General features: G+C 62.7%; 19 protein-coding genes. 8 read left to right on the top strand and 11 right to left on the bottom strand.

Annotation, left to right across the window (positions count from 1 at the left end):
- Positions 1-56 precede the first annotated feature (56 nt).
- From cheA to fliD, 9 genes are all read right to left on the bottom strand, one after another.
- The gene (gene cheA / locus MSG32_RS04760; protein ID WP_248378121.1) at positions 57-2273 is read right to left on the bottom strand and encodes a chemotaxis protein CheA; all 2217 of its coding nucleotides are present in this window, start codon (positions 2271-2273) and stop codon (positions 57-59) included.
- Between the two features lie 82 nt (positions 2274-2355).
- Positions 2356-3330, bottom strand: a complete 975-nt coding sequence (gene motB, locus MSG32_RS04755; protein WP_131432099.1) for a flagellar motor protein MotB — start codon at positions 3328-3330, stop codon at positions 2356-2358.
- Positions 3331-3506: 176 nt separating this feature from the next.
- A complete protein-coding gene (gene motA / locus MSG32_RS04750; RefSeq protein ID WP_176677172.1) occupies positions 3507-4376 on the bottom strand; it encodes a flagellar motor stator protein MotA in 870 nt (289 codons plus the stop codon).
- Between the two features lie 344 nt (positions 4377-4720).
- The gene (gene flhC / locus MSG32_RS04745) at positions 4721-5287 is read right to left on the bottom strand and encodes a flagellar transcriptional regulator FlhC (RefSeq protein ID WP_054556600.1); all 567 of its coding nucleotides are present in this window, start codon (positions 5285-5287) and stop codon (positions 4721-4723) included.
- A complete protein-coding gene (flhD, locus tag MSG32_RS04740; protein WP_159055718.1) occupies positions 5287-5616 on the bottom strand; it encodes a flagellar transcriptional regulator FlhD in 330 nt (109 codons plus the stop codon). Before flhD ends, flhC begins: the two co-directional genes overlap by 1 nt.
- Before the next feature lie 928 nt (positions 5617-6544).
- The gene (locus MSG32_RS04735; protein ID WP_248378119.1) at positions 6545-8470 is read right to left on the bottom strand and encodes a hypothetical protein; all 1926 of its coding nucleotides are present in this window, start codon (positions 8468-8470) and stop codon (positions 6545-6547) included.
- A gap of 161 nt (positions 8471-8631) precedes the next feature.
- The gene (locus MSG32_RS04730; protein WP_248378117.1) at positions 8632-8997 is read right to left on the bottom strand and encodes a flagellar protein FliT; all 366 of its coding nucleotides are present in this window, start codon (positions 8995-8997) and stop codon (positions 8632-8634) included.
- Between the two features lie 2 nt (positions 8998-8999).
- Positions 9000-9401: a flagellar export chaperone FliS gene (fliS, locus tag MSG32_RS04725; RefSeq protein ID WP_054556596.1), complete on the bottom strand. Its 402-nt coding sequence runs from the start codon at positions 9399-9401 to the stop codon at positions 9000-9002.
- Positions 9402-9547: 146 nt separating this feature from the next.
- A complete protein-coding gene (gene fliD, locus MSG32_RS04720; RefSeq protein ID WP_248378115.1) occupies positions 9548-11005 on the bottom strand; it encodes a flagellar filament capping protein FliD in 1458 nt (485 codons plus the stop codon).
- Positions 11006-11038: 33 nt separating this feature from the next.
- Between fliD and rbsD the strand changes: the two genes are divergently transcribed.
- The 8 genes from rbsD (at position 11039) to MSG32_RS04680 (ending at position 21160) form a co-directional block, all read left to right on the top strand.
- Positions 11039-11860, top strand: coding sequence for a D-ribose pyranase (rbsD, locus tag MSG32_RS18080; protein WP_348983954.1), 822 nt, complete (start codon positions 11039-11041; stop codon positions 11858-11860).
- Positions 11860-13491, top strand: coding sequence for a sugar ABC transporter ATP-binding protein (locus MSG32_RS04710; RefSeq protein ID WP_248378113.1), 1632 nt, complete (start codon positions 11860-11862; stop codon positions 13489-13491). The genes rbsD and MSG32_RS04710 overlap by 1 nt, the downstream gene beginning before the upstream one ends.
- Positions 13491-14468, top strand: coding sequence for a ribose ABC transporter permease (rbsC, locus tag MSG32_RS04705; protein WP_107334720.1), 978 nt, complete (start codon positions 13491-13493; stop codon positions 14466-14468). Before MSG32_RS04710 ends, rbsC begins: the two co-directional genes overlap by 1 nt.
- 145 nt (positions 14469-14613) lie before the next feature.
- Positions 14614-15519: a ribose ABC transporter substrate-binding protein RbsB gene (gene rbsB / locus MSG32_RS04700; protein ID WP_248378111.1), complete on the top strand. Its 906-nt coding sequence runs from the start codon at positions 14614-14616 to the stop codon at positions 15517-15519.
- 93 nt (positions 15520-15612) lie between these two features.
- The gene (locus MSG32_RS04695) at positions 15613-16695 is read left to right on the top strand and encodes a LacI family DNA-binding transcriptional regulator (RefSeq protein WP_348983953.1); all 1083 of its coding nucleotides are present in this window, start codon (positions 15613-15615) and stop codon (positions 16693-16695) included.
- 425 nt (positions 16696-17120) lie between these two features.
- The gene (locus tag MSG32_RS04690; protein WP_248378107.1) at positions 17121-18263 is read left to right on the top strand and encodes an MFS transporter; all 1143 of its coding nucleotides are present in this window, start codon (positions 17121-17123) and stop codon (positions 18261-18263) included.
- Positions 18264-18573: 310 nt separating this feature from the next.
- On the top strand, positions 18574-19785 hold the full coding sequence (locus MSG32_RS04685; protein ID WP_248378105.1) for a dicarboxylate/amino acid:cation symporter: 1212 nt from the start codon (positions 18574-18576) through the stop codon (positions 19783-19785).
- Between the two features lie 406 nt (positions 19786-20191).
- A complete protein-coding gene (locus MSG32_RS04680; protein WP_248378103.1) occupies positions 20192-21160 on the top strand; it encodes a hypothetical protein in 969 nt (322 codons plus the stop codon).
- 114 nt (positions 21161-21274) lie between these two features.
- On the opposite strand, the gene MSG32_RS04675 is transcribed toward MSG32_RS04680, so the two are convergent.
- Both MSG32_RS04675 and MSG32_RS04670 read right to left on the bottom strand, forming a co-directional pair.
- The gene (locus MSG32_RS04675) at positions 21275-21808 is read right to left on the bottom strand and encodes a hypothetical protein (protein WP_054556587.1); all 534 of its coding nucleotides are present in this window, start codon (positions 21806-21808) and stop codon (positions 21275-21277) included.
- A 386-nt stretch (positions 21809-22194) separates the two neighbouring features.
- Entirely contained in the window at positions 22195-23724 is a 1530-nt protein-coding gene (locus MSG32_RS04670) for a cytochrome c (protein WP_248378101.1), read from the bottom strand.
- Positions 23725-23726: the final 2 nt, after the last annotated feature.

The following is a 23726-nucleotide window of genomic DNA, read 5'->3' as shown; positions in this document are numbered from 1 at the left end:
GGAGCTTCGCGCCGAGGCGCAAGGGGCGAGGATGCGACCGGTGAACGGCCAGCGCCTCAGCTGACAATGGCGTCCCGGGGCATGATGGTGCCCCGGAGCATGGCCGACTCAGTGACGACCTCTGCCTGCCGCTGCACCGCTGGCATCTGATTGGCGAGGCGATGCAGGTCCGAAACATCCAGAATCAGCGACACCCGCCCATCGCCTAGGATCGTCGCCGAAGAGACGCCCGGCACCTTGCGATAATTCCTTTCGAGATTCTTGACCACCACCTGCTGCTGACCGATCAGCTCATCCACCAGCAAGGCGTAGTGGCGCCCCTTGCCCTGCACCACCACCACGATGCCCTGCTCCGGCTGCGTCTGGGCACCCGGTACCGCGAACACCTCATGCAAGGCGACCAGGCTCAGGTATTCATCTCGCACCTTCAGCAGGCGATCATTGCCGACCATGCTGAACAGCATGTCGGCCTGCGGCTGCAACGACTCCACCACCACCGACAGCGGCAGGATGTAGATTTCCTCGCCGACGCGAATGGCCATGCCCTCGAGGATCGCCAGCGTCAGCGGCAGCACGATACGCGTGGTGGTGCCCTGCCCGGTCACGGAGGCAAGCTCCACATGCCCGCCCAGCGCCTGGATGTTGCGCTTGACCACATCCATGCCGACTCCACGCCCCGAGACGTCACTGACCTGCTCGGCCGTCGAGAAGCCGGGGGCGAAGATCAGCTGCCAGACCTCGTCGTCGCTCATGCCATCGCTGACCGCCAGGCCGTTGCTGCGCGCCTTGGCCAGAATGCGCGCGCGATCGAGGCCGGCGCCGTCATCCATCACCTCGATGACGATATTGCCGCCCTGATGGCGGGCAGACAGCGTCAGGGTGCCGTGGGCGCTCTTGCCACTCGCCTCACGCTCGCTAGGCGATTCGATGCCATGATCGAGGCTGTTGCGCACCAGATGGGTCAACGGATCGATGATCCGCTCGATCAGGCTCTTGTCCAGCTCGGTGTCATGCCCTTGGCTGACCAGCTCGACCTGCTTGCCCAGCCGCGAGGCAAGGTCGCGAATCAGGCGCGGAAACCGCGAGAACACGTAGTCCATCGGCATCATGCGCACCGACATCACCGCTTCCTGCAGATCTCGTGCATTGCGCTGCAGCTGGCTGATGCCACTGACCAGCGCCGCCTGATCCGGCGGCGTGGTCGCCGATGCCGTCTGCTCCAGCATCGACTGGGTGATGATCAGCTCGCCGACCAGGTTGATGATGGTATCGACCTTGTCGACGCCGACGCGGATGGAGCCCTGCTCAGTGGGCGCATCAGTGGCGCGCCGCCCCGACTGGCTGCGTCGCTCGCCACTCGCCGGGGTAGCGGCAGATGACCCTGCCGCGCCAGTGGAGGACGACTCTTCCATGCCAGTGGAAGAGATATCTGCCGACGAGCCTGCATCGACAGCCGCTTCAACCTGACCATCCGCTACGCCACCCACTACGTCATCAACTACGCCATCAACCTCCGCTGGTGGAGCAGCTGTCGCGGGCTCGATCAGAATCTGCTCCGGCTCGATGACGAAGCACAGCACCGCCTCGATATCCGCGGCGCTGACCGTGGTACTCACGATGACGCGACATACCTGCTCGTCACCGCTGCTGGAGATGACCTCTCCGAGGTTGGCCAGCTCTTCGATCAGCAGTTCACGCTCGCGGTCGGCGACGAACATCAGAGTGACCGAGAGCAACGGCACACTTGCGTCGGCGTTGGGCCGTGGCTCGAGCGCAGACGGCGTGGCCATATCGCTGCCGACTGGCGCAGACGCTTCGCCTGACGGCCCTGGTGCCCCCGGGCCATCAATGTCAGATGGCACTGGTACGCTCGGGGCATCCATCACCGACGGCTCCTCGCCCAGCTGCTTGAGCACCGCAACGATATGCGCGTAGGCCTCGGGGTCGGGGGACTGGGCATTGCGATAGGCCGCCAACTGGTCGTCGAGCATGTCCTTTGTCTCCAGAAAGCGATCGATATGCTGAATGCTCAACCGCAACTCGCCACGGCGGGCACGGTCCAGCAGGTTCTCGAGGTGATGGGTGGTGTCCTGCAGGACCGTGAAGCCGAAGGTCGCGGCGCCGCCCTTGATGGAATGGGCCGCACGAAAGATGGCGTTGAGCTGCTCGGCATCCGGCGCCTCGACATCCAGCGCCAGCAGCAGGCGTTCCATCTCGGCCAGCAGCTCCTGCGCCTCCTCGAAGAAGGTGTCGTAAAACTCACTGATATCCATGCATGTTCTCGCTGGCTGTCATTGCGCTATCACACGGGAAGCGGCGCCGCTTGAGTTCTGACATGAGGCGCCTTGAGCGCACTCAGCTGTCCAGCCCGGAGGCGACGGGGCTGTCGGTGACAGGACTGCCAGCGACGGGATTCGTCACGCGTACCGGGCTTGCCAGCTGCTCGAGACGCTCGCGCAGGCTGTTGATGTCCTCGGCGGGCCGGGGATTGACGCCGTTGCTGTCGGTGATATCGCGATAGGCCGACTGGCTGAGCACCATCAGGCTGATGCGACGATTGATGGCGGCCTCGGGGTTCTGGCTGTCGAGGCTGATGCGCGAGCCCATGCCGACCACGCGCACGATGCGCTCATAGGGCAGCCCACTGTTGCCCAGCACGCGGCGCGCGGCATTGGCGCGATCGGTGGAGAGCTCCCAGTTGCCGTAGCCGCCTTCACCGACGAAGGGACGATTGTCGGTATGCCCGGTGATGCTCAGATGATTGGGCAGCCGCTTGAGAATCGGCGCCAGCAAGCCAAGCAACTGCGACAGTTGTGGCGAGGGTTGCTTGCTGCCCAACGCGAACATCGGGTGCTGATCGCTATCGGTGATCTGGATGCGCAAGCCTTCGGAGGTCAACTCGATCTGCAGCTGCTCACGCAGTTCGGCCAGGTCCGCGTCATCGGCCATGCGCTGCGTCATGGTGGTATCGATCTCGTCGCGAATGGCGGCCATGCGGGAATCATCGGCCAGCGCCTGGCGCTGCAGGCGTTGCAGATCAGCGCCCTTCTCGCCCTGGGTCTGCTCGGCCATGAAGCCGCCACCGGGAATGGCACTGCTGGAGGCCGAATTGCGATCGCCCCCCAGCAGCGAGACTTCCAGCGGTGCACCGAAGTAGTCGGAGATTTCCCGCAGGTCGTCATCCGAGGCATTCGAGATCACCCACATCACCAGGAAGAAGGCCATCATCGCGGTCATGAAGTCGGCGTAGGCGATCTTCCAGCCACCGCCGTGATGCCCTTTGACGATACGCGGCCGCTTGATGACGATGGGTCTGCGCTCTTCACTCATCGAGACCTCCGAGCTTCAGTCCAGAGACACCCACTGCCTCGACCACGACAGCCAGCGGCACCTGTGCCACTGACACGCAGGTGACGGACGCGCTTGCGACTGACGCACTTGCGAGAGACGCATTTGCGACTGACGCACTTGCGAGAGACGGACTTGCGACTGACAGAATCGCCATATCAGCCCGCACCCTTGTTCTTGATCTCGCGTACATGCTCTTCCAGCTCGTTGAAGCTGGGACGCTCGGCGGTGAACAACGCCTTGCGGCCGAATTCCACCGCGACCTGCGGAGCGTAGCCATTGAGCGAGGCCATCAGGATGACGCGAATGCACTGCATCATCTTCACGGCCTCGTGCACCTCGTGCTGGATCTTGTTGGCGACCGGCGTGACGAAGCCATAGGCCAAAAGGATGCCGAGGAAGGTGCCGACCATGGCATTGGCGATCAACACGCCCAGCTGGGCGGCGCCCTGGTCCGCCGAGGCCAGCGCATGCACCACCCCCATCACGGCGGCGACGATCCCGAAGGCCGGCAGACCATCGGCCACCGCCGAGAGGGAATGCACCGGAATCTCGGTCTCGTGCTTGAAGGTCTCGATCTCGTGTTCCATCAGCGACTCGAGCTCGAAGGGGTCCATGTTGCCGCTGACCATCAGGCGCAGGTAGTCGGTGATGAAATTCATCAGAATGGGGTCGGAGAGCAGGCGTGGATACTCGGCGAACAAGGCGCTTTCCTGCGGATTGTCGATGTCCTGCTCGATCGCCAGCATGCCCTGCTGACGGGCACGCGACAGCAGCAGATACAGCAGCCCGATGACTTCCATGTACAGGGACTTGTTGTAGCCACGCGTGCGCTTCAACTTCGAGAATGCCTTGCCGGTGGCCTTGATGGCCTTGCCGTTGTTGCCGGCCAGAAAGGCGCCGACGGCAGAGCCACAGATGATGAGCAATTCCGCGGGCTGCATCAGCACCGCCAGGTGCCCGCCCACCATCAGATACCCGCCCAGGGTGGACCCGATGACCACTAGATAGCCTATGAACAACAACACAATAACCCCCTTGGCATTCGGTCAACGTCGCATGAATCTGACTATCGGCGTCGCTGAGCATGTCTTTAGGGTCACGGCGGAATATTCGTTGAGGCAGTCGTTGTGTAAAGCACAATGGCCGAATGAGCCATGGGCGAAAGCACAATGGCCGAATGAGCCATGGTCGAAAGCACCATGGTCGAAACAGTCATGGTCGAACAGTCGGCACAGAGACAGGCGGGCAATCAATGGTGCACAACGCAAGAAGGCTTGCCCGGGGATGGGCAAGCCTTCTGGTGTTTGCACGCTCGTCTTGCTCGTTCGCCTGGCGCCATCCTGGCGCCTTCGCTGACACGAGACAGCTATCAGCCGAGACTGGCGACGGCTGCCGACTGCTCCAGTGCCAGTTCTTCACGGGCCTTGCGACGGGCTGCCGTCTTGCCGGCACGCGATGGCGGCTGGCAGATGCCACACACGTAATCGTGTGATGGCGTGTGGGCGTGCACCACGAAATGGCCACTGCAGGTCTTGCAGCTGGCCACTTCCAGCAGATCACTTTCGAAAAAGCGCACCAGTGTCCAGGCGCGCGTGAGCGCCAGCACCGGCTCGTCTTCGCCGACATGCTCCAGGTAGAAGCGATATGCCTTGACGAAGGCATTCATGCGCGACGCGCCCTGCGCCTTGAGCCGACGGTAGAAACCGTGGAACAGCGATGCATGCAGATTGGGCTGCCAGGTCATGAACCAGTCGGTGGAAAACGGCAGCATACCCTTGGGCGGCGAGACACCCCGAACTTCCTTGTACAGCTTGACCAGACGCGCGCGGCTGATCTCAGTTTCCGTCTCGAGCACCTGCAGGCGGGCCCCCAGTTCGATCAACTCTACTGCCAACTGCAGCTGTTGCAGTTCATCGACGAGACTTTTCTGGGTCATCAGCTGACTCCCCCCTGGCGAAGTCCAGCATCGTTCTGACGCGCATTCAGCAGCATGGCAGTGTGCATCGCGCTGAAATCCTGGTCGCGTCCACCCTGCAATACCCCCTTGAGCTGCGAGGCATCATCCAACGCCAGCTCGCACAGCAGTTGATTGCAGGACGACAACGACACCAGCTGACTGACACTCATGCCAGACAATAGATCCGCCATCTCTTGATCGAGACCCAGGCGTACCAGCGCCATTTCCGTATCTTCGACCAACAAGCGCTGCACAAGCAGAAGATACGACAGATTGACACTCTGTATATCATTGAGCAGTGAGGACATCATGATTCCCTGAGTGGTCTGATCGTCCCGAGCTACCGCCAACCCTGGCGCTCGACCGTCATTCCTTATGGTTTTGATGTGATGAAACGAAATACTCAATGGCGCCGGACCAATGGCGCCATGCGGGCTAGCGGCTTCATGATCAAATGAGCCACCCACTTAAAGATGGCGATTCTAATACTTAATCACGTAATGGACCAGACTCTTCATCAACATTTTTTTACATACCACTACGCTATATGCACAAAAGCTGCATCAAGGCGCCGAAATGGCAGCAAGGTGTGTCAGAAAAGCCCTCAATCTTGTCTTCAAGACGACTTGCATAATCACGATGCACCAGATTTGTCATACAAAGCAATAGCAAGCGGATGGTGCGCACAGTGTGTTGCATTTTCGTGAAAGGCAGCCCTGACCCTTTCCCGCCGCCCGGGGCATGCCTTGTACAATATCGAGCAATTGCCCCGAACGGGCCGCCAACAGGCAGCAAGTTACCCCTGCGTAAAGGCGAGGAATAACGCAATGTCAGCACTTGTCCAGAATGGGCTATCTGCTATTTCAACGCTGTGAGAGGACCCGCCAGCGACTCGCCCAAATGGGTTTCTCTCGCCGCTTCAACGCAATAAAACACTGCATATGAGGGTTCTGGCACAAACAACATGCAGGATCGAGCTGCATTTACAGGGCGACCCTCGGCGGAGTTTCAATACCGTATCCACGCAAGCAGTTCGCCTGAGTGACGCTTTATTTAAATATTATAAATAAATTATATTTCTCGATATCCCGGCCTGTGGCGTGACGCCTGAAGTGTCACTTCACACCTCCACAGTCGCCATGCAGTGGCATGCCATAAAAACATTCGCCAGGACTCAATGAGCAAGAATCGTACAAGGATGAAACATCATCCTGTAGAGCGGGACATTCGAGGATTTTACTCAGAAGGCGCCTTCTGTGAGCGATGCCTCTCGGCCCATAGCTCGGCGATCTTGACGACGACCTGCATCAAGGCTGTAGGCAAATCCTTGCGTGCCGGCAGGCCGGTGGCCAGCATTTCGACCAGCTCGGGCATTTCATGCACGCTCAGACCCAGCGAGTTGGCCCGCTGCTGGATGCGCTGCCCCAGCCTCTCACCCTGGGTATGCATGAAATCCGTCGCTTGCTTTGCCGTGGCCCAAGGGGCATCGACAGATGCGCCATCAGAAGACGCGGGCGCCTCATGATCAGGCACTGCATCGACGGGGCGTACGTACACCCGGGGCGCCAACCCGGCCAGACCTTGCGCGAGCGAATGCTGCAGCTCGCGCAAGGCCGTATCACGCTCGCCTGCGTTGCTGGAAGGTTGCGTCAGTCGCTCTATCTCGACCACCAATGCCACAGGCGCATCAAGCTGATACCAGGTCAGCTTCAGTGCAAGCGTTGCCCGCGCGGCAGTATCACCGCTCTCACTGCTCCTGCTCTTCTCACCACCCTCACTTTCCGCACTTTTCACACTACTGGGCGATTGCATCTGCCCTTCGCCCTGCTCCGCAGTGTCTCGCGCGGCAAGATTTTCCGGCTCGGAAGTCACCTGTGGTTTGCGATCGCTGCCCTCCTCGCCATCGCTGTCGCCTGCCACCAAGGTCAGCGACATCTTCCACTGTTGAGCCTCGCCGTGATCACTGCGGCGACTGTCAGGTGTGGCGTCATGCGCAGCCACGGGCGTCACGGCCAATGGCGCTGTACGTCGCTCCTCCTCATCCCGCGAGCGATGCCGATAAGGCGGCCCCGGGAAATAGAGGCTGAAGAAGACATGCAGGCCGGGCATCAACAGGCCCTGCCAATGGAAGGGCTGACCCAGAATCAACAACAGCTGTTGCTGTACCAGCCCGCTGGCAAGGGCGTCTGAGCCAATCGCCTGGCGAGACACATCAGAGGCGGCAGGTTGAGCGACGCCCAATTGCATGTTGGCGCGATAGGCACCCAGCGCACTGGCTTCATGGGCGCTGGCGCCCTGTCGGGCCGCGTCAATGCCACCCGGCGGCAAGAGCATGTCACTGCTCGGGCGAGCCATGCCCGGGCGCGACTCACGGCGCAGCTCTGCTCGCATGTCTCGCATGCGCCAGACAAAGGCGTCCTCACGTGCCGCCTCCCAGGGGATGAAGCGCGCCTCCGCCAGCACCGGCCATTGCCGCCAGGCCAACAGAGCCTCCAATCTGGCATTGGCAAGCTGCGGATGACCGGCGAGGTCGGCCAATCCCAGCCGATTCTCGACCCAGGCGAGCAGGTCCGCTTCGTAGAAGAGCCCGCTCTGGTGGATCTGCTGGCTCAAGGCCGCCGACAGACTGAGAAGTGATGCGCTGGACAACGCCATGGGCGCCAGAAGACCGGGCAAGGGTTGGCCGCGCGCCAGCAGAGAAACCAGCGATTGCCCTTCCGGCAGCGCCAACCCGACCCGCGCGGACGGCGAGCCGCTGGCCACCAGCTGTGACAGGGCATCGAGCAAACGCGACATCGTCTGTGTCTGCGTCGTCAGCTCGACGGAAGCACCGGACGGTGGGCGGGAAGAGGAAGCTGACGCGAGGGCGCCAGTGGGAAAAGTAGAGGCTTGCGAGGCTGTCAGCAACGCTGAGCCGGCATTCAATGACGGAGCCGCAGGCCTTGCGCTTGCGCCTGATCCTGTTCCAGCGCCTGTCTGGAAGAGCGGACTGGCGCCATTCTGGCCGCCACTGCCCTTGCCGTCTTCCGCCCCCAGCCCCTGGCGCGACTGGAGAGCGGAGGTCGGGAAGACGACACCGGAGTCCGCCGGCGGCGGGCGTTGTGCCGCCCTTCCCAACACCTGATGGAGCAGACTATCGATCAAGGGATTGATGCCGCTCATGTCGTGCAATCCTCATTGCCAGGGAGGCCGTCAGGGAGTCATGCGCGAGGCATTGAAGACTCGGCTCTCCCCGCGCCCGATCAAGCCCTGCTCTGCTGAGCCTGGCCGCCCTGATCGTAACTTGCCTGATCTTGGCTGTTCTGGCCTTGGCTACTGTGGCCTCAGCTATTCTGACCGTAGCTGCCTTGGCCATAATTGCCCTGGCCATAGCTACGTGCCAGCTTGCGGCGCGTACCCACATCCCCGAGCACTTCCTGCAACTGACTCTGGCGCGCCTTGAGCTGGACGGTCAGCTCTGATTCCAGCGTGGTCAGCGTGCGCAGGCGTTGCTCCAGCGCACTGCGCGTCTCGGCGTTGCCACCTCGCGGCATGCGTAGCTGCTGCATCTTCTCGATATAGCTGGCCTGCCCGCCGAGAACCGCGGGCCAGTCACCCAGGCGTGCTGAACGCAGCATGGCATTCATCTGCTCCAGCAGCTCATCGCATTGCTGGAAGGTGTCATCGGCGAGCAGTGCATTGCTGTCCATGGTCAGTCCAATCCCTTGTCGTGTACGGCAATCTGACGCCAGGCGTCTCCCAGCTCGTTGAGCAGGCGACGCGCCTCGTCGAGCTTTTCCGGGCTATTGCCCAGGTTGGCCTGCATGATCAGGCGCGCGATGTAGTCATACATGCGATCGAGATTGGTCGCGACCTCATTGCCCTGCTCATGATCCAGACAGGCACGCAGACCTTCGGTGACGATACTGGTCGCCTTGGCCAGCGACTGCCCCTTGGCGGCCACGTCGCCGGCCTCCATCTGCAGACGCGCCGCCGCCAGCGCGCGGTCGGCTCCCTCGAACAACATCACGATCAACTGGTGTGGACTGGCGGAAAGTACACCGGATTCCACGCCGACACGGGCATAGGCATTGGCGCCACGATAGCGACTCATGGTGATTGGGTTCCCTTGTTCATGGCGTTTGTCAGTATCTCTGTCAGATATGGAGCCGTCGTCGGCATGCCGTCTCGACTGCGGGCATCGCCGGACGCATCGAATCTCGCAAGCGGATCGCGGATGGCCAAGGCATCAGCCACCGATCAGCCCGTCATGTCCCAGCTGTTTTCCAGCGTTTCCAGCTGACTGGTCAGGTAGTCACTGGTGGATGTCAGGTTGGCCACCAGGATGTCGAGTTCCGTGAACTGCTCCCGATAACGCTCGATGGTGGCCTCGATGGTGTCTTCGGTCTGCTCATACTGACTGGCGAGACTCTCCAGCGACCCCTCGATGCCTTCCGTGGTGCTTTCCAGCGTGCCGTCCTCCCCGACCACCTCTTCCAGCAGACTGGACATCTGGCTGGCAAAGCCGCTGGTGCCCGCCTCATCATCGGAGATGAAGAACCCCGACATCGCCGCCAGCTGCTCACTGTCGGCGGCCTCGATCACGGCGCTGTCGAATTCGAGCTTGCCATCGTTGGTACGGCTCACTCCCAGCGAGGAGAGCGCATAGAAATCGCCCTCACTGGTGAAATTCAGCGCCGAGGTCAGGCGACTCTCGATGGTGCGCAGCGTCGAATCGCCCAGCAGTTCCCCCGCGGTCCCTTCATCGGCATTGAAGGCGGTGTAATTGTCGATGGTGTCCTGCAGGTCGTTGTAGGCATTGACGAAGGTTTCCATCGCCTTGCTTACCGACTCGGCGTTCTCCTTGACGGTGACCACGCTGGCAGTCGTGTTGGTCTCGCTCAGCGTCAGGGTCAAGCCATCCACGGCATCATCGATGACATTGGAGGTGGCTTGCATGCTGATGCCGTTGACGCTGAACTCGGCATTGCGCGCCGCGACGACTTCTTCCATCCCGCCGGCGGCCGGGTCACTACTTGTCGGGTCATAGCTCGCCGGGTCATGGCTGAGCAGGCTATCGAGCTCTGCCACCTCGCCGCTGGTCGAGAGGCTCATCACCGCCTCGTTGCCCGTCTCGTCCGAGGTCATCACCAGGCGATACGGCGTGTCAGAGCCATCATTGACGATCGAGGCCGTGACCCCGAGACCCGCCTCATTGATGGCATCACGAATGCCTTCCAGCGTGTTGTTGCTCTCGTCGATGACGATGCTGGCGCTGCGCTCGGCGTCCGCCGCATAGCTGCCATCACTGGCCAGCGTGCCCAATGACAGCGTCAGCGTGGTCGCGGTGCCATCACCGATGGCCTCATCACGACTCGCCTGGCCCGTCGTCGCCAGACTCTGCGCCTGCGCCAGCTGGGTGACAGCCACCGAATAACTGCCCGCACTCACTTCCGAGGTTGCCGTGGCACTGACGCCCGAGCCACTGGCGGTGGTGGTCATGCCGGCATAGGTGTCGGCATCGGCCAGCGCCGCGGCGGCGGTATCCAGGGATTCCAGGCGACTTTGAATCGTGCCCCAGGCCGACAACTCGGCCTCGTAACTTGCCTGCTGGGTCTCAATCGGCGTGAGCTTCTGACGCTCTGCCGTCTCCAAATCCGTCAGCAGACTGTTGAGGTCGAGCCCAGAGCCAATCCCCAGCGATGAAATCGTCGCCATATGCACCTCTCGATAGGGTGAAGGTATTTTCACATGCCCGCTGAGTCGCCATCAGGCGAAAAAGCACGCATACCGGGCGTATTTGTCTGTCTGAGTGTGGTGGCTATCGGCACCGGCCTGATGAACTTGAGGGCTTTGTTGTGCAGACCCTTTCTGTGTGAGCGTCTTCTTCTTTCGATCACCTTCTTTCGACCCCCTTCTTCTTCCGACCACCTTCTTTTTCGATCGCCTTCCTTTCGATCGCCTTCCCTTTTGATCACCTCCCGAGCACACCCCGCATTGGACCTCAGACTACAGAAAGGTAGTCACCCTACAGCGCCTACGACGTATCGCTTACCGCACCGCAAACGTTTGCGGTTCATAATTGGCGCCATTGTGAACCAGCGGATTCAGACACTGGATCGACTCATTCCTGCTTTACCCAAGGACTGCGACGTGAAACGACACGGCATCTTGAACGGACCTCTCAGTGGCCACCTCGCCCGTCTCGGCCATACCCACACCGTGGTGATCGCCGACGCCGGCCTGCCGATTCCCGAGGGCGTGCCCTGTGTCGATCTCGCGGTGGTTCCCGGCCTGCCCGCCATGCTGCCAGTGCTGGACGCCCTGCTGGCCGAGCTGTGCATCGAGGCCACGACCCTGGCCGAGGAGTTGCCGGTCAAGAGTCCATCCTTCCATGACGCCATCGTCGAACGTCTGGACACCCTGGACCGCCTGTCCCTCGCACCGATCGCCCGCCAGCAGCTCAGTCATGAAGCCTTCAAGGCGGCGCTGCCCGAGGCGAGCGTCATCGTGCGCACGGGCGAGTGCACGCCGTACGCCAACGTGATCCTGCACTGTGGAGTGCCCTTCTGATGCAGAGCCATGCACAACCGCGGGTGCTGATGGCACTCAAGGGCATCGACAAGGGCTTCTCCGGGGTCAGCGTGCTCAAGGGTGTCGACCTGACGCTGCGCGCGGGGCGCGTGCATGCACTGGCCGGCGAGAATGGCGCCGGCAAGTCGACGCTGATGAAGATTCTCTCCGGCGTCTATCGCTACGACGCCGGCACGCTGTGGCTGCGTGACGAGGAAGTGGTCTTCACCACCCCGCGTCAGGCGATGGACAGCCGCATCGCCATCATCCACCAGGAACTCAATCTGGTGCCGGGTCTGTCCGCCGGCGAGAACATCTTCCTCGGCCGTGAGCCACGCACCGCGCTGGGTACCGTCGACTGGAAGCGCCTGCACCGTGATGCCCGCCAGCTGCTCGACCGCCTGCGCCAATCGCTGGATTCCCGCACCGCCGTCAGCGAGCTGAGCATCGGTCAGCAGCAGATGGTCGAGATAGCGCGGGCGCTGTCGCTGGACGCCGAGATCATCATCATGGATGAGCCCACCGATGCGCTGACCGACATCGAGACCGAGATTCTCGCCGAGGTCGTCGCGGAGCTGCGCGCCGAAGGCCGCTCACTGGTCCTGATCACCCACCGCCTGAACGAGATCTTCAGCATGTGCGATGAAGTCGCCGTGCTGCGCGATGGCCAGATGATCCACCAGGGGCCGACGGCGGAACTGGATGAGGACGGCCTGATTCGCCTGATGGTCGGTCGCGAGCTGGCAGAGCGCTACCCTTACACGCCCGCCAGCCCTGATGGCGAAGTGATGCTTGAGGTGAAAGATCTCGAGGCACCGGGCGTCAAGGGCATCAGCTTCTCGGCCCGCCGCGGAGAAGTGCTCGGTTTTGGCGGCCTGATGGGCGCCGGGCGCACCGAACTGGCCCGCGCCCTGTGCGGCGATACCCGTATCAGCGCCGGCAGCGTGCAGCTGCATGGCCAGCCGGTGAGATTTTCCTCGCCGGCCGAGGCATTGGCCGCGGGCCTGGTCTATGTACCGGAAGACCGCAAGCAGGCGGGCCTGATTCTCGCCCACTCGGTGGCCAGCAACATGTCGTTGAGCGCCCTGCCGAGCTTCTGTGGCGCGTTCGGGCGCATTCGTCATGGCGAGGAAGCCGCCGCCGTCGAAAGCTTCGTCAAGAGCATGCAGATCAAGGTCAGCAATACCGACCAGCCGGTCGATACCCTGTCCGGCGGCAACCAGCAGAAGGTATCGCTGGCCAAGGCATTGATGCCGGCGCCGGAGCTGGTGATTCTCGACGAACCGACCCGTGGCGTGGATGTCGGCGCCAAGCGCGAGATCTACCTGCTGATCAACGAGCTCAAGCGCCAGGGCAAGTGCGTGCTGCTGATCTCCTCCGAGATGCCCGAACTGCTCGGCCTGGCCGATCGCATTCTGGTGGTCGCCGATGGGCGCATCTCCGGCGAATTCAGCCGTGAGAACGCGACCCAGGAAGCGATCATGACCGCGGCCTCGGGCCTCGAGAGTCCCCTCAGCAGCGGCAACGACGCCGCGAATGGCACGTCAACGTCCAGCGCTGCATCACGCGCTACCGCCCGCCCGTCTTCTACCCCCGATTCCTCCGCTTCCCGCCACGAGATGCCGAACTGATGTCTACTCCTTCTTCCTCTGCCGCCAGCGGCCGCCGCCTCGACGTCATGCGCCTGCTGGTCGACAACAAGGCGCTGATCGCGCTGGCCCTGCTGATCGCCGTGAGTGCCGGCCTGTCCGACAACTTCCTGTCGTCCGACAACCTGCTCAACGTGCTCCGCCAGACCAGCATCAATGCCATCATCGCCATGGGCGTGACCTTCGTCATTCTCACCGCGGGCATCGATCTGTCCGTCGGCGCGGTACTGGCGCTGACCGGCGCCTTCGCGGCCTCGATGACCGCCGCCGGCCTCTCCCCCTGGCTGAGCGTGCCGGGCACCATCATCGCCGGTGCCGGCCTGGGCGCCATTTCAGGCCTGTTCGTCGCCTTCGGTCGCATCCAGGCCTTCATCGTCACGCTGGTGGCGATGACGGTGCTGCGCGGTGCCACGCTCGTCTACACCGATGGTCGCCCGGTCTCCATCGGCGTCAGCGAAGCCGCTGACAGCTTCTGGAATCTGGGCGGCGGTTACTGGCTCGGCGTGCCGATCCCGATCTACATGATGTTCTTCGTCTACGTGCTGTGCTGGGGCGTGCTGCACCACACCCGCTTCGGGCGTCACGTCTATGCGGTCGGCGGTGGTGAGAAGGTCGCGCGTCTGTCCGGCATCAACGTCAATCGCATCAAGATCAGCGTCTATGCCATCGCGGGGGCCTTCGCGGCACTGGCCGGTGCCATCCTCGCCGCCCGTCTGGGCTCGGCACAGCCGAATGCCGGCACCGGTTACGAGCTGGACGCCATCGCGGCAGTCGTCATCGGCGGCACCAGCCTGATGGGTGGCCGTGGACGCATCTTCGGCACCTTGATCGGGGCACTGGTGATCGGCGTGCTCAACAATGCGCTGAACATCATGGGCGTCTCCAGCTACTACCAGATGATCGCCAAGGGCGCCGTCATACTGCTCGCGGTACTGATCGACAGCCGCGCGCAGAAATAGAAGAGCAAGTACCGCAGAAATAGAAGCACAAGTACGTAAGACACGACACGGTTTCATTCCCGGCAGTATCGAAGACCCTCGCCCCCGTGCGCCAACCACGGGGGCCCTCCAGCGGGTCGCCGACAACAACGAAAGGACCATCGCCATGAAGAAGAAGAACGGAAAACTGCTCACCTCCACGCTGACCACCGCCATCACTGCCGCAGGCCTGAGCTTGATGCCGGTGCAATCCGCCATGGCCGACAAGATCGCGCTGGTGGTCTCGACGCTGAACAACCCGTTCTTCGTCAGCCTCCAGCAGGGTGCCAAGGACAAGGCCGAGGAACTGGGCCACGAGCTGATCGTGCTGGATTCCGGCGATGACGCCGCGCGTGAGCTGTCCAATGTCGAGGACGCCCTGTCCCGCGGCGTCGATCTGCTGCTGATCAACCCGACCGATTCCGATGCCGTGGTCTCCAGCGTGCGCACCGCCAATGGCCGCAATGTGCCGGTGGTGACACTGGATCGCAGCGCCAACGGCGGTCGGGTCGCGGCGCACGTCGCCTCCGACAACGTCGCCGGTGGCGAACTGGCGGGCAATTTCATCGCCGAGAAACTCGCAGGCAAGGGTGAGATCGTGCAGCTGGAAGGCGTCGCCGGTGCCTCGGCCACGCGTGATCGCGGCGAAGGCTTCATGAAGGCCATCGACGGCCAGGCAGGCCTCAGCCTGGTCGCCACTCAGCCGGCCAACTTCAACCGCACCCAGGGCCTGAACGTGATGGAGAACCTCCTGCAGGCGCATCCGGGCGTGAATGCCGTCTTTGCCCAGAACGATGAAATGGCGCTGGGCGCCCAGCGTGCCCTGCAGGCCGCCGGCAAGGACATCCTGCTGGTCGGCTTCGATGGCACCGATGAAGGCATCAAGGCCGTGCAGGCCGGCAAGATGGACGCCACCGTCGCCCAGCAGCCGGCACTGATCGGTAGCCTCGGTGTCGATACCGCCGACAAGCTGCTCAAGGACGAGGACGTCGAGAAGACCATCTCCGTGCCGCTCAAGCTGATCACCGAATAAGCGCTCACAAGGCTCACGCCGCCTGCATCGCGGAACAGAACGCCGGCCACTGGCCGGCGTTTTACCGTCTTTTTGCGTCTTTCCATCAATGGCGTGTCTTGCTCGCCTCGCAGGGCCAGTGACGCCCGCTCGACTTTCACCATCAGGCTCATCACCAGGGATAGAACAGTGATTCGACTCAAGGATGTGGCGGCACACGCTGGAGTTTCGGTAACCACGGTGTCGCATGTCGTGAATGCCACCCGCCCGGTGGCCAGCGCGACCGAGGCTCGGGTACGCGAATCGATCGCTGCGCTCGGCTATCGCCCGGACAGCGTCGCTCGCGCGCTGAAATCCAACCGCAGCCGCACCCTGGGGATGATCGTCACCAGTGCGCACAACCCCTTCTTCGCCGAGGTGATCCGTGGCGTCGAGGACCGCTGCTACCAGGCAGGCTACAGCCTGATCCTGTGCAACAGCGACGATATCGATGCCAAGCAGCTCAGCTATCTCGAGACGCTGCGGGACCGGCGCATCGATGGCCTGGTGGTGATGACGGCCGAGAACGGCGCGGGCTTTCTCGAGGCGCTCAGCGCCCTGCCACTGCCGACGGTGATGATGGACGCCGAGCCCCAGCCGGGCTGGGACATGACGGTGGTCAATGACGATTCACGCCTGGGGGGCAGGCTTGCCATCGAGCACCTGCTGGCGCAGGGGATCGAGCGCATCGCCCTGCTGACCGGGCCTCGTGATCATGCGCGTTCCCGCGAGCGCCTGAGCGGAGCACTGGACGCCCTGCACGCCGCCGGTCTGGGGCTCGCCGAGGACTGGCAGATCGCGACCCAGTTGATGCTGGCCGACGGTCATCGCGCGGCCCACCTGCTGCTGGCCAATCCGGCCGACAGACCCGATGCCATCTTCGCCTTCAATGACCTGCTGGCGCTGGGCTGTCTGCGCGCCGCCCAGGACCTGGGCCTTGAGGTACCGAAGCAACTCTCGATCATCGGCTACGACGATATCGAGATCAGCGCCTACCTCTCACCCGCTCTGACCACCATCCGCCAGCCGATCTATGCGCTGGGCACCACGGCCGTCGATCAGCTGATCGCGCGTCTGGAAGGCACTCCCTTCCCGGGCCAGACCCAACTGGCCCCGAGGCTGGTGGAACGCGACAGCGTCGCGCGGCCAGGCCAGTGACTCCAGGCAACGTTTAAGCACAGTCAGGCTTGAGCACAGCCAGGCTTGAGTGCAGCCAGGCTTGAGCACAGCCACGTTTGAGCACAGCCAGGCTTGAGGGCAACCAGGATTTAACGCCTCCAAGGTAGATCACAGATCTATACCGGATGAGCATCAAACATATCAAACAACAACATTTCTCTTATAGGTGAACACTGCCTACTCTGCCCCTCATGAATCACCGCTGCCACGCTTGGCAGCACGAACATGAGGACACCCAGGTGACAGGCACTTCTTCAAGCACTTCCCCTTCAAGCACTTCCCCTTCAAGCACTTCCCCATCGGACACTGCCCGATCAGATACTGTCCCGTCAGGCACTGACACGCCGACATCGACACCAGACGCCGACAGCCCCCCCGCCATTGGCCGCGGGTTGTTGTTGCTGATGGCGATCGCGGTCGCCGCGACCGCCGCCAATCTGTACTACAACCAGCCGCTGCTGGCGGAGATGGCCGGCTCACTGGGCGTGAGCCAGGGCATGATCGGCCTGATTCCCTCCGCGACCCAATTCGGCTATGCCGCCGCCATCCTGCTGATCTCGCCGCTGGGCGACACCATGGACAGGCGCCAGCTGATCCGCAATCTGTCCATCACCCTGGCACTGGCCTCACTGGGCATCTTCCTGGCCCCCTGCTTCTGGCCGCTGTTGCTGGCAAGCTTCGTGGCCGGACTGGGCGCCAACATCACCCAGCAGCTGATTCCGCTGACCGCCTCGCTGTCCACCCCCGAGGCGCGCGGCAAGAACATCGCCACCCTGATGACGGGGCTGACCATCGGCATACTGCTGTCACGCACCCTGAGCGGCAGCATCGGCGGATACTGGGGCTGGCGCAGCGTCTTCCTGGCCGCGGCCATCATCACCGTCATCATCGGTGTGCTGCTGCACCGTCACCTGCCCAGCCGCGCGCCTGCCGTGCAGATGGCCTACCCCAGACTGATCGCCTCGATGGGCACGCTGTTCAAGCAACACGCCCTGCTGCGGGAATCCGCGCTGACCGGCGCGCTGTGGTTCGCGGCCTTCAATGCCATGTGGGCGACGCTGGCCATTCACGTCACCGATGCGCCGTTTGACTACAGCGTCCAGCAGGCGGGGCTGTTCGGCATCATCGGGCTGGCGGGCATCTTCGGTGCCAAGGCGGCGGGCCGACTGGTCAATCGTGTCGGCGCGGGGCGTCTGATCAGCTTCGCCCTGGTGATGGTGCTGGCGTCCTTCGCGGTGCTCGCCATGTGGGGTGACAGCCTGGCCGGACTGATCGTCGGCATCATCCTGCTGGACCTGGGCGTCTTCGCGGCCCAGATTCCCAACCAGGTGCGCGTGTTCTCGATCGACCCCAAGGCCCAGAGCCGCATGAACGCCGTCTACATGCTGTGCTACTACCTCGGCGCGGCAGCCGGTTCCGCCATCGGCGTCAAGATGATGAGCGTGCATGGCTGGCAGGGCATGTCTCTGTTCGGGCTGGCACTGGCAGCGGTGGCACTGGTTCATCATGGTGTGAAGCAACGCCGCTCGGTCTCTTCATCACAGTGAGATCAAGGCAGTGAGATCAAGACAGTGAGACGAGAGCTAAAGCGAAGCGCTGGGTGGGCAAGCGAGGCGCGAAAGAGAAAACGCGAAAGTGATGAGAGCGAAGCGATGAACGGCTGAGAGCCTGAAATGGCGCCTGGTCAGCACGTCGAGTCATGGGCATTCACACCCCATGCCACGGCAGCTGGCCAGGCGCCTGAAATGGTGGCGCAATTCAGGTAAACTCTGCGCGCCATTTCGGTGCGTCGCCGAGGTGGTACGCGATTCACGACCCGTTATCGGGGCAAGAACCCGTCAAACCCTCGAGATCCACATGAAGCTCATCGTCAAACTTATCCTCGGCATCATTGCCGGCCTGCTGATCGGCCTGATGGCCCCGGATGCCCTCGTACGTGCCGCGCTGACCGCCAAGGTCATCATCGGCCAGCTGATCAACTTCACCATCCCGTTGATCATCCTGTTCTACGTCATGAGCGGCATCGCGTCGCTGCCGAAGAATTCCGGCGCCATGCTGGGTCGCACCGTCGGCATGGCCTACGGGTCGACGATTCTGGCCGGCATCTTCGCCTTCCTGGTGGCCAGCAACCTGCTGCCCGGCATGCTGTCCGGCATGGCGCCGGTCGCTGAAGGCCGCGATGCCCTGACTCCCTTTCTCGATCTCGAAATCCCCGCGGCACTGCCGGTGATGACGGCCCTGGTGCTGGCCTTCGTGTTCGGCGTGGTCATCAGCCGCCGCGAACTGCCGACCCTGAAAAGCGCCGTCTTCGAATCGCGTGAAGTGGTCGAGGTGTTCCTCAATCGCGTCATCATCCCGCTGCTGCCCCTGTTCATCGCCGGCACCTTTGCCGAGATGGCCTACGAGGGCAAGGCGCTGTCGACACTGGATACCTTCTGGAAGGTGCTGGTGCTGGCGATCGTGATGCACTGGATCTGGCTGAGCACGGCCTACCTGATCACCGGCCTGATCCAGCGTCGCTCTCCGCTGGGCCTCTTGCGCAACATGCTGCCGGCCTACCTGACGGCGCTGGGCACCATGTCGTCGGCGGCGACCATTCCGGTCAGCCTGCGCCAGACCAAGGCCAATGGCGTCAGCGATGAAGTGGCCAACTTCAGCGTGCCGTTGTGCGCCACCATCCACCTGTCCGGTTCCACCATCACCATCGTCACCTGTGCCACCGCCGTGATGATGATGAGCCACAACCTGGCACTCGCAAGCCTCGGCGAAGTGATTCCGTTTCTGATCATGCTGGGCCTGACCATGATCGCCGCGCCCGGGGCACCGGGTGGCGCGGTGATGGCGGCGCTGGGCGTGCTGGGCAGCATGCTCGGCTTTGGCGAGGCGGAACTTGGCCTGATGATCGCGCTGTATCTGGCCCAGGACAGCTTCGGTACCGCCACCAACGTCACCGGCGATGGCGTGATCGCGCTGTGGGTCGATCACTTCGCGCGCCGCGATGGTGTAGTGGCCACACCGGAGCCGGTTGCCGCGACCGGTGAAGCACCGGTGGCACGCTCACAGCCGTGAGCTGCCCTATGTGCCGAGCCGTGAGCTGCCGCATGTGCTCAGCCATGAGCTGAAGTGGACTGAGCCACCTGTGCTGACAGTCGTCAAAAGCCCCGCCTCCTTTCGGAGACGGGGCTTTTTCATGCCCGCGGTCATCCATACGCTCATCTCCACGGCCATCCTCACGATCATCTTCACGGTCACCCCGCAGGATGGCGGGCCTGGCGGCGAGGTGAGACATGACGCCGCGCCGTGCCTGACACCCACAGGCCAAACGGCTACCATTGGCGCCCACGCGCGAGCGCTGTCATCGCTGCCGTACGCCATCACCCTGTTACCGTTGCCGGAGTGCCAGATGTCCCTGCTTTCCCCTGCACTGTTCTGTCCTTCGATATCACTACCGATATCTCGCCCGCGTCTGGCACGCATGTTCGTGACCCTATCGCTCACCACTGCCAGCCTGACCCTTGCCCAGCACGCCAGCGCGCTGGAGATCGGCATGCCCGCCGATGGCGGTGTCAGCGTCAGTCCCGCCGTGATGCTCGAAGCCGAGGGCACCCTCGATGAGCAACTGAGCAGCCCGCTGTTGCTCAAGCAGTTCTCAAGCCCCGAGGCCGTGGAGCAAGGGCTGAGCGATGGTAGCCTCGACGCCGCCTACCTGACACCGCAGATGCTCAAGGCACTGGCCGAAAGCGGCATGTCACTGCGAGTGCTGGATGGCGCGGATCTCGACGATGTCAGCCTGGTCGCGCGTGACGAGCTGATCCGCTACACCGAATTGTTCGAGCCGCAGGAGCTGCTGATCCGCTTCCTCAACGACACCACCCGCGCGGTGCGAGTGGTGATCAGCGATGACGATGCACGCTCGCATCTGGCCTTGAAGCAGTGGGTGGAGGTCAAGGTCGGCTCCAGCATGCAGCTGGTCAGCCCGCGCTCACTGGAAGAGCTGGAAGGCGATGAATATGTCGGCGATGCGCCCCAGGCGCTGATCAACAGCCGCAAGATGCACGCTGCCTTCCTCAACGGCGATGACGCGACGCGTCTGGTGGCGCTGCATCCGCTGTCCAAGGACTGGCTGCCGCGCGCCGACATGCTCGACCTGCCGCGCATGCTGCTGGTCAGCCGCGCCGATATCGAGGATGCCAGCCTTGAGGCCGAGCTCGAGTCGCTGGCCGTGGAACACGCCCGCATGCAGCAGAGCCTGCACGGCGAGGAGCCGATGAAGCTCGCCTTCACGCTCAAGCAGGCCTGGCCAGCAGATGCCGGTGAGGCGCCGAGTCTGCCCAGGGTGGTGCATGCGCTGAACGGACGCTCGATCCCGACCGCCGACATGCGCACCGCCCTCAAGGACTGGCTGGGCGAGCAACAGTCAGCGGTCAGCTGGCCTGAGCTCTAACAGTAGACCCGGGAGTAGACGCAGCATTAGGCCATCAGTCACGCCCGCCACAGGGCGAATGATAGACACAAAAAAACCCGCCGATTGGCGGGTTTTTTCGATCAACGGCAACGATCAGGCGTCGAGGGCTTCAGCGATCTGGGACTGAGCCTTCGGGCCGATGCCCTTGACTTCAGAGATCACGCCATCGGCGTGAGCCTTGCGAACCTTGGCGACGTCGTCGTAGCCAGCGTCAGTCAGGGCACGGATAGCGGCAGCGTTGAGGCCGAGGTCTTCCAGAGAGGCCGCATCGGCTTCTTCGGTCGCTTCCTCGACGGCTGCGCCCATCGGCATCATGCGAGACTGGGCGATGGCCTGTTCGCGTGCCAGACGTGCCTTGTACTGCACCAGCTTCTGGTTGAACTCGTGTTCGACCTGCTTGCGGTGCTTGTCAGAGGCTGCGGCTTTCTCGCTCAGGCGTTCGTTGCGAGCGCGCAGGTCTTCGACTTCCTTCTTTGCCTTGTCACGGGCATTACGGAGCTTGTCGGCTTCTTTGCTGGCTTCACGCAGCTGACGCTCCAGCTCCTTGATGCGGGCGTTCTGGTCCTGCTTGGTGTCCTGCTCCTGAAACAGGGATGCAAGCTGGTCGTCAAGATTAGCGTCGGTCATACTGCTATGTTGCCTCGAATAATTGATAAAGAGCTAAAGTCTGGGCGCACATTCTACCGCAGTTCTTCAGTTTGTGCTGCATTTGAGCGCAACCCGAGCGGGATGAATGTGAATCGGGGGTCCTGCATGGGGCAATATTACCCCAACTGTGTGACATCGCCAGTCACGGATGATCCAGTCACGGGAAACTGAACACGGGATGAGACGGCCTGAACGCACACGACAACCGCACTCTCGGCGCCATGGCGCAGGTCACGGAAAAGACAGCCCACTTTCAAGGGCTGTCTTTTCACTCGGCTACCCAGCACTTGCGCAGGCCTGTCAGCACAGACCTCTGTGCCTGCACCGGACTCAGGCCTGCACCGGACTCAGCGCCTGCACCGGACTCAGTGCTTGCGCCAGTCCTCGAGCTTGTCGCTCAGCTGCTGACGACGCGTGTCGGGCGATGCCAGCGTCTCGGACTGATGACCTTCCCCGAAGCGACTCTCGAGATAGTCCATCAGGTTGATCAGCTCATCATCGGTCAGGCTGTCATCGAAGGCCGGCATGAAGACACTGTGACCATTGTTCTCACGCTGCACGCCATTGAGGATCGCCTGGGCCAGATTGTCCGGATAGACACTGCCGGTCACGCTGTTGTGGAACAGCGACGGGTAGTAGCCATCCTGGGTGCCGGCGCCATCCGCGCCGTGACACATGGCGCAGTGGCCCAGATACAGACGCACGCCCGGCGTGGCGTCGGTCAGCTGACCGATCAGGTCTTCATCATCGGGGCGCTTGTCCAGCGGCTGACCGCGCAGCAACAGCACATCATCGGCCGGTGCGCCCTGATTGAAGCGCGTGGCGACCTGCGGCTCGCTTTCAGCCTCGCGATCGCCATCATTGACCGCCTCGCCCTGCTCGCCCTTGCCATCCACCGCCGGAATCGACTTCAGATAGACCGCGATGGCGCGCAGGTCATCTTCACTCATGTGACGCATGGAGTGCTCGACCACATCCGCCATCGGGCCGCCAGCCTGCGCCTTGCCCTTGAGGTTGCCGGTCGCCAGATAGGTCTGGATATCCTGCTCGCTCCAGCTGCCCAGACCATCCTGCATGTCCGGCGTGAGGTTGAAGGCGCGCCAGCCTTCGATCATCGCCCCGCCGAGATAGCCTTCTTCATCACCGGTCAGTGCCGTTTCCTGGAAGGCGAAGCCACGCTCGGTATGACAGCTACCACAGTGGCCTGACCCCTGGACGAGATAGGCGCCACGGTTCCAGTCGGCACTCTTGTCCTCGTGGTCCTGCCACGGCTCCAGCGGCGAGAAGATCTCTTCCCACAGTGCCATCGGCCAGCGCATGTTGAGCGGGAACGGAATCTCGCTTTCGCGGTTGGGCGTGCTGCTCGGCGTCACCTCATGCATGTTCCAGGCGTAGAGCGCCTTGATGTCCTCATCCGTCAGACGGGCATAGGACGGGAACGGCATCGCCGGATACAGGTTGTGGCCATCGGCGGCCTCGCCCTCGCGCAGCACACGGGTGTACTCCTCGAGGGTGTAGTTGCCGATGCCGTGCTCGGTATCCGGAGTGATGTTGGTGGCGTAGATCTCGCCCACCGGGGTCTCGAAGCCGAGACCACCGGCGTATTCATCGCCGTCCTCGGTGCTGTGACAGGCCGCGCAATCGCTGGCGCGCGCCATGTAAAGACCCTTCTCGATCAGCGCGGGGTCATTGGTGGCGGCCTTGTCGGCTTCCACCTGGCTGGCGTGCTCGTCCTCGCCGCTACCACAGGCGCTGAGCAACAAAGCGCTGGTGCCCGCAATGGCGGCCAGGCGGACGGCACGGGTCAGGCGTGCGGGGCGAAGGATCGGGCGGGCACCGCGACCTTTCTCATCAATGGCATCACGGGTGCCAGCAGTACGGACGTGCGGGACCATGC

This window comes from Cobetia sp. 1CM21F, from assembly GCF_023161745.1.
Taxonomy (GTDB): Bacteria; Pseudomonadota; Gammaproteobacteria; order Pseudomonadales; family Halomonadaceae; genus Cobetia; species Cobetia amphilecti.
The sequence above is the reverse complement of the archived record's forward strand: the minus strand, read 5'-3'. Positions and strand labels throughout refer to the sequence as shown.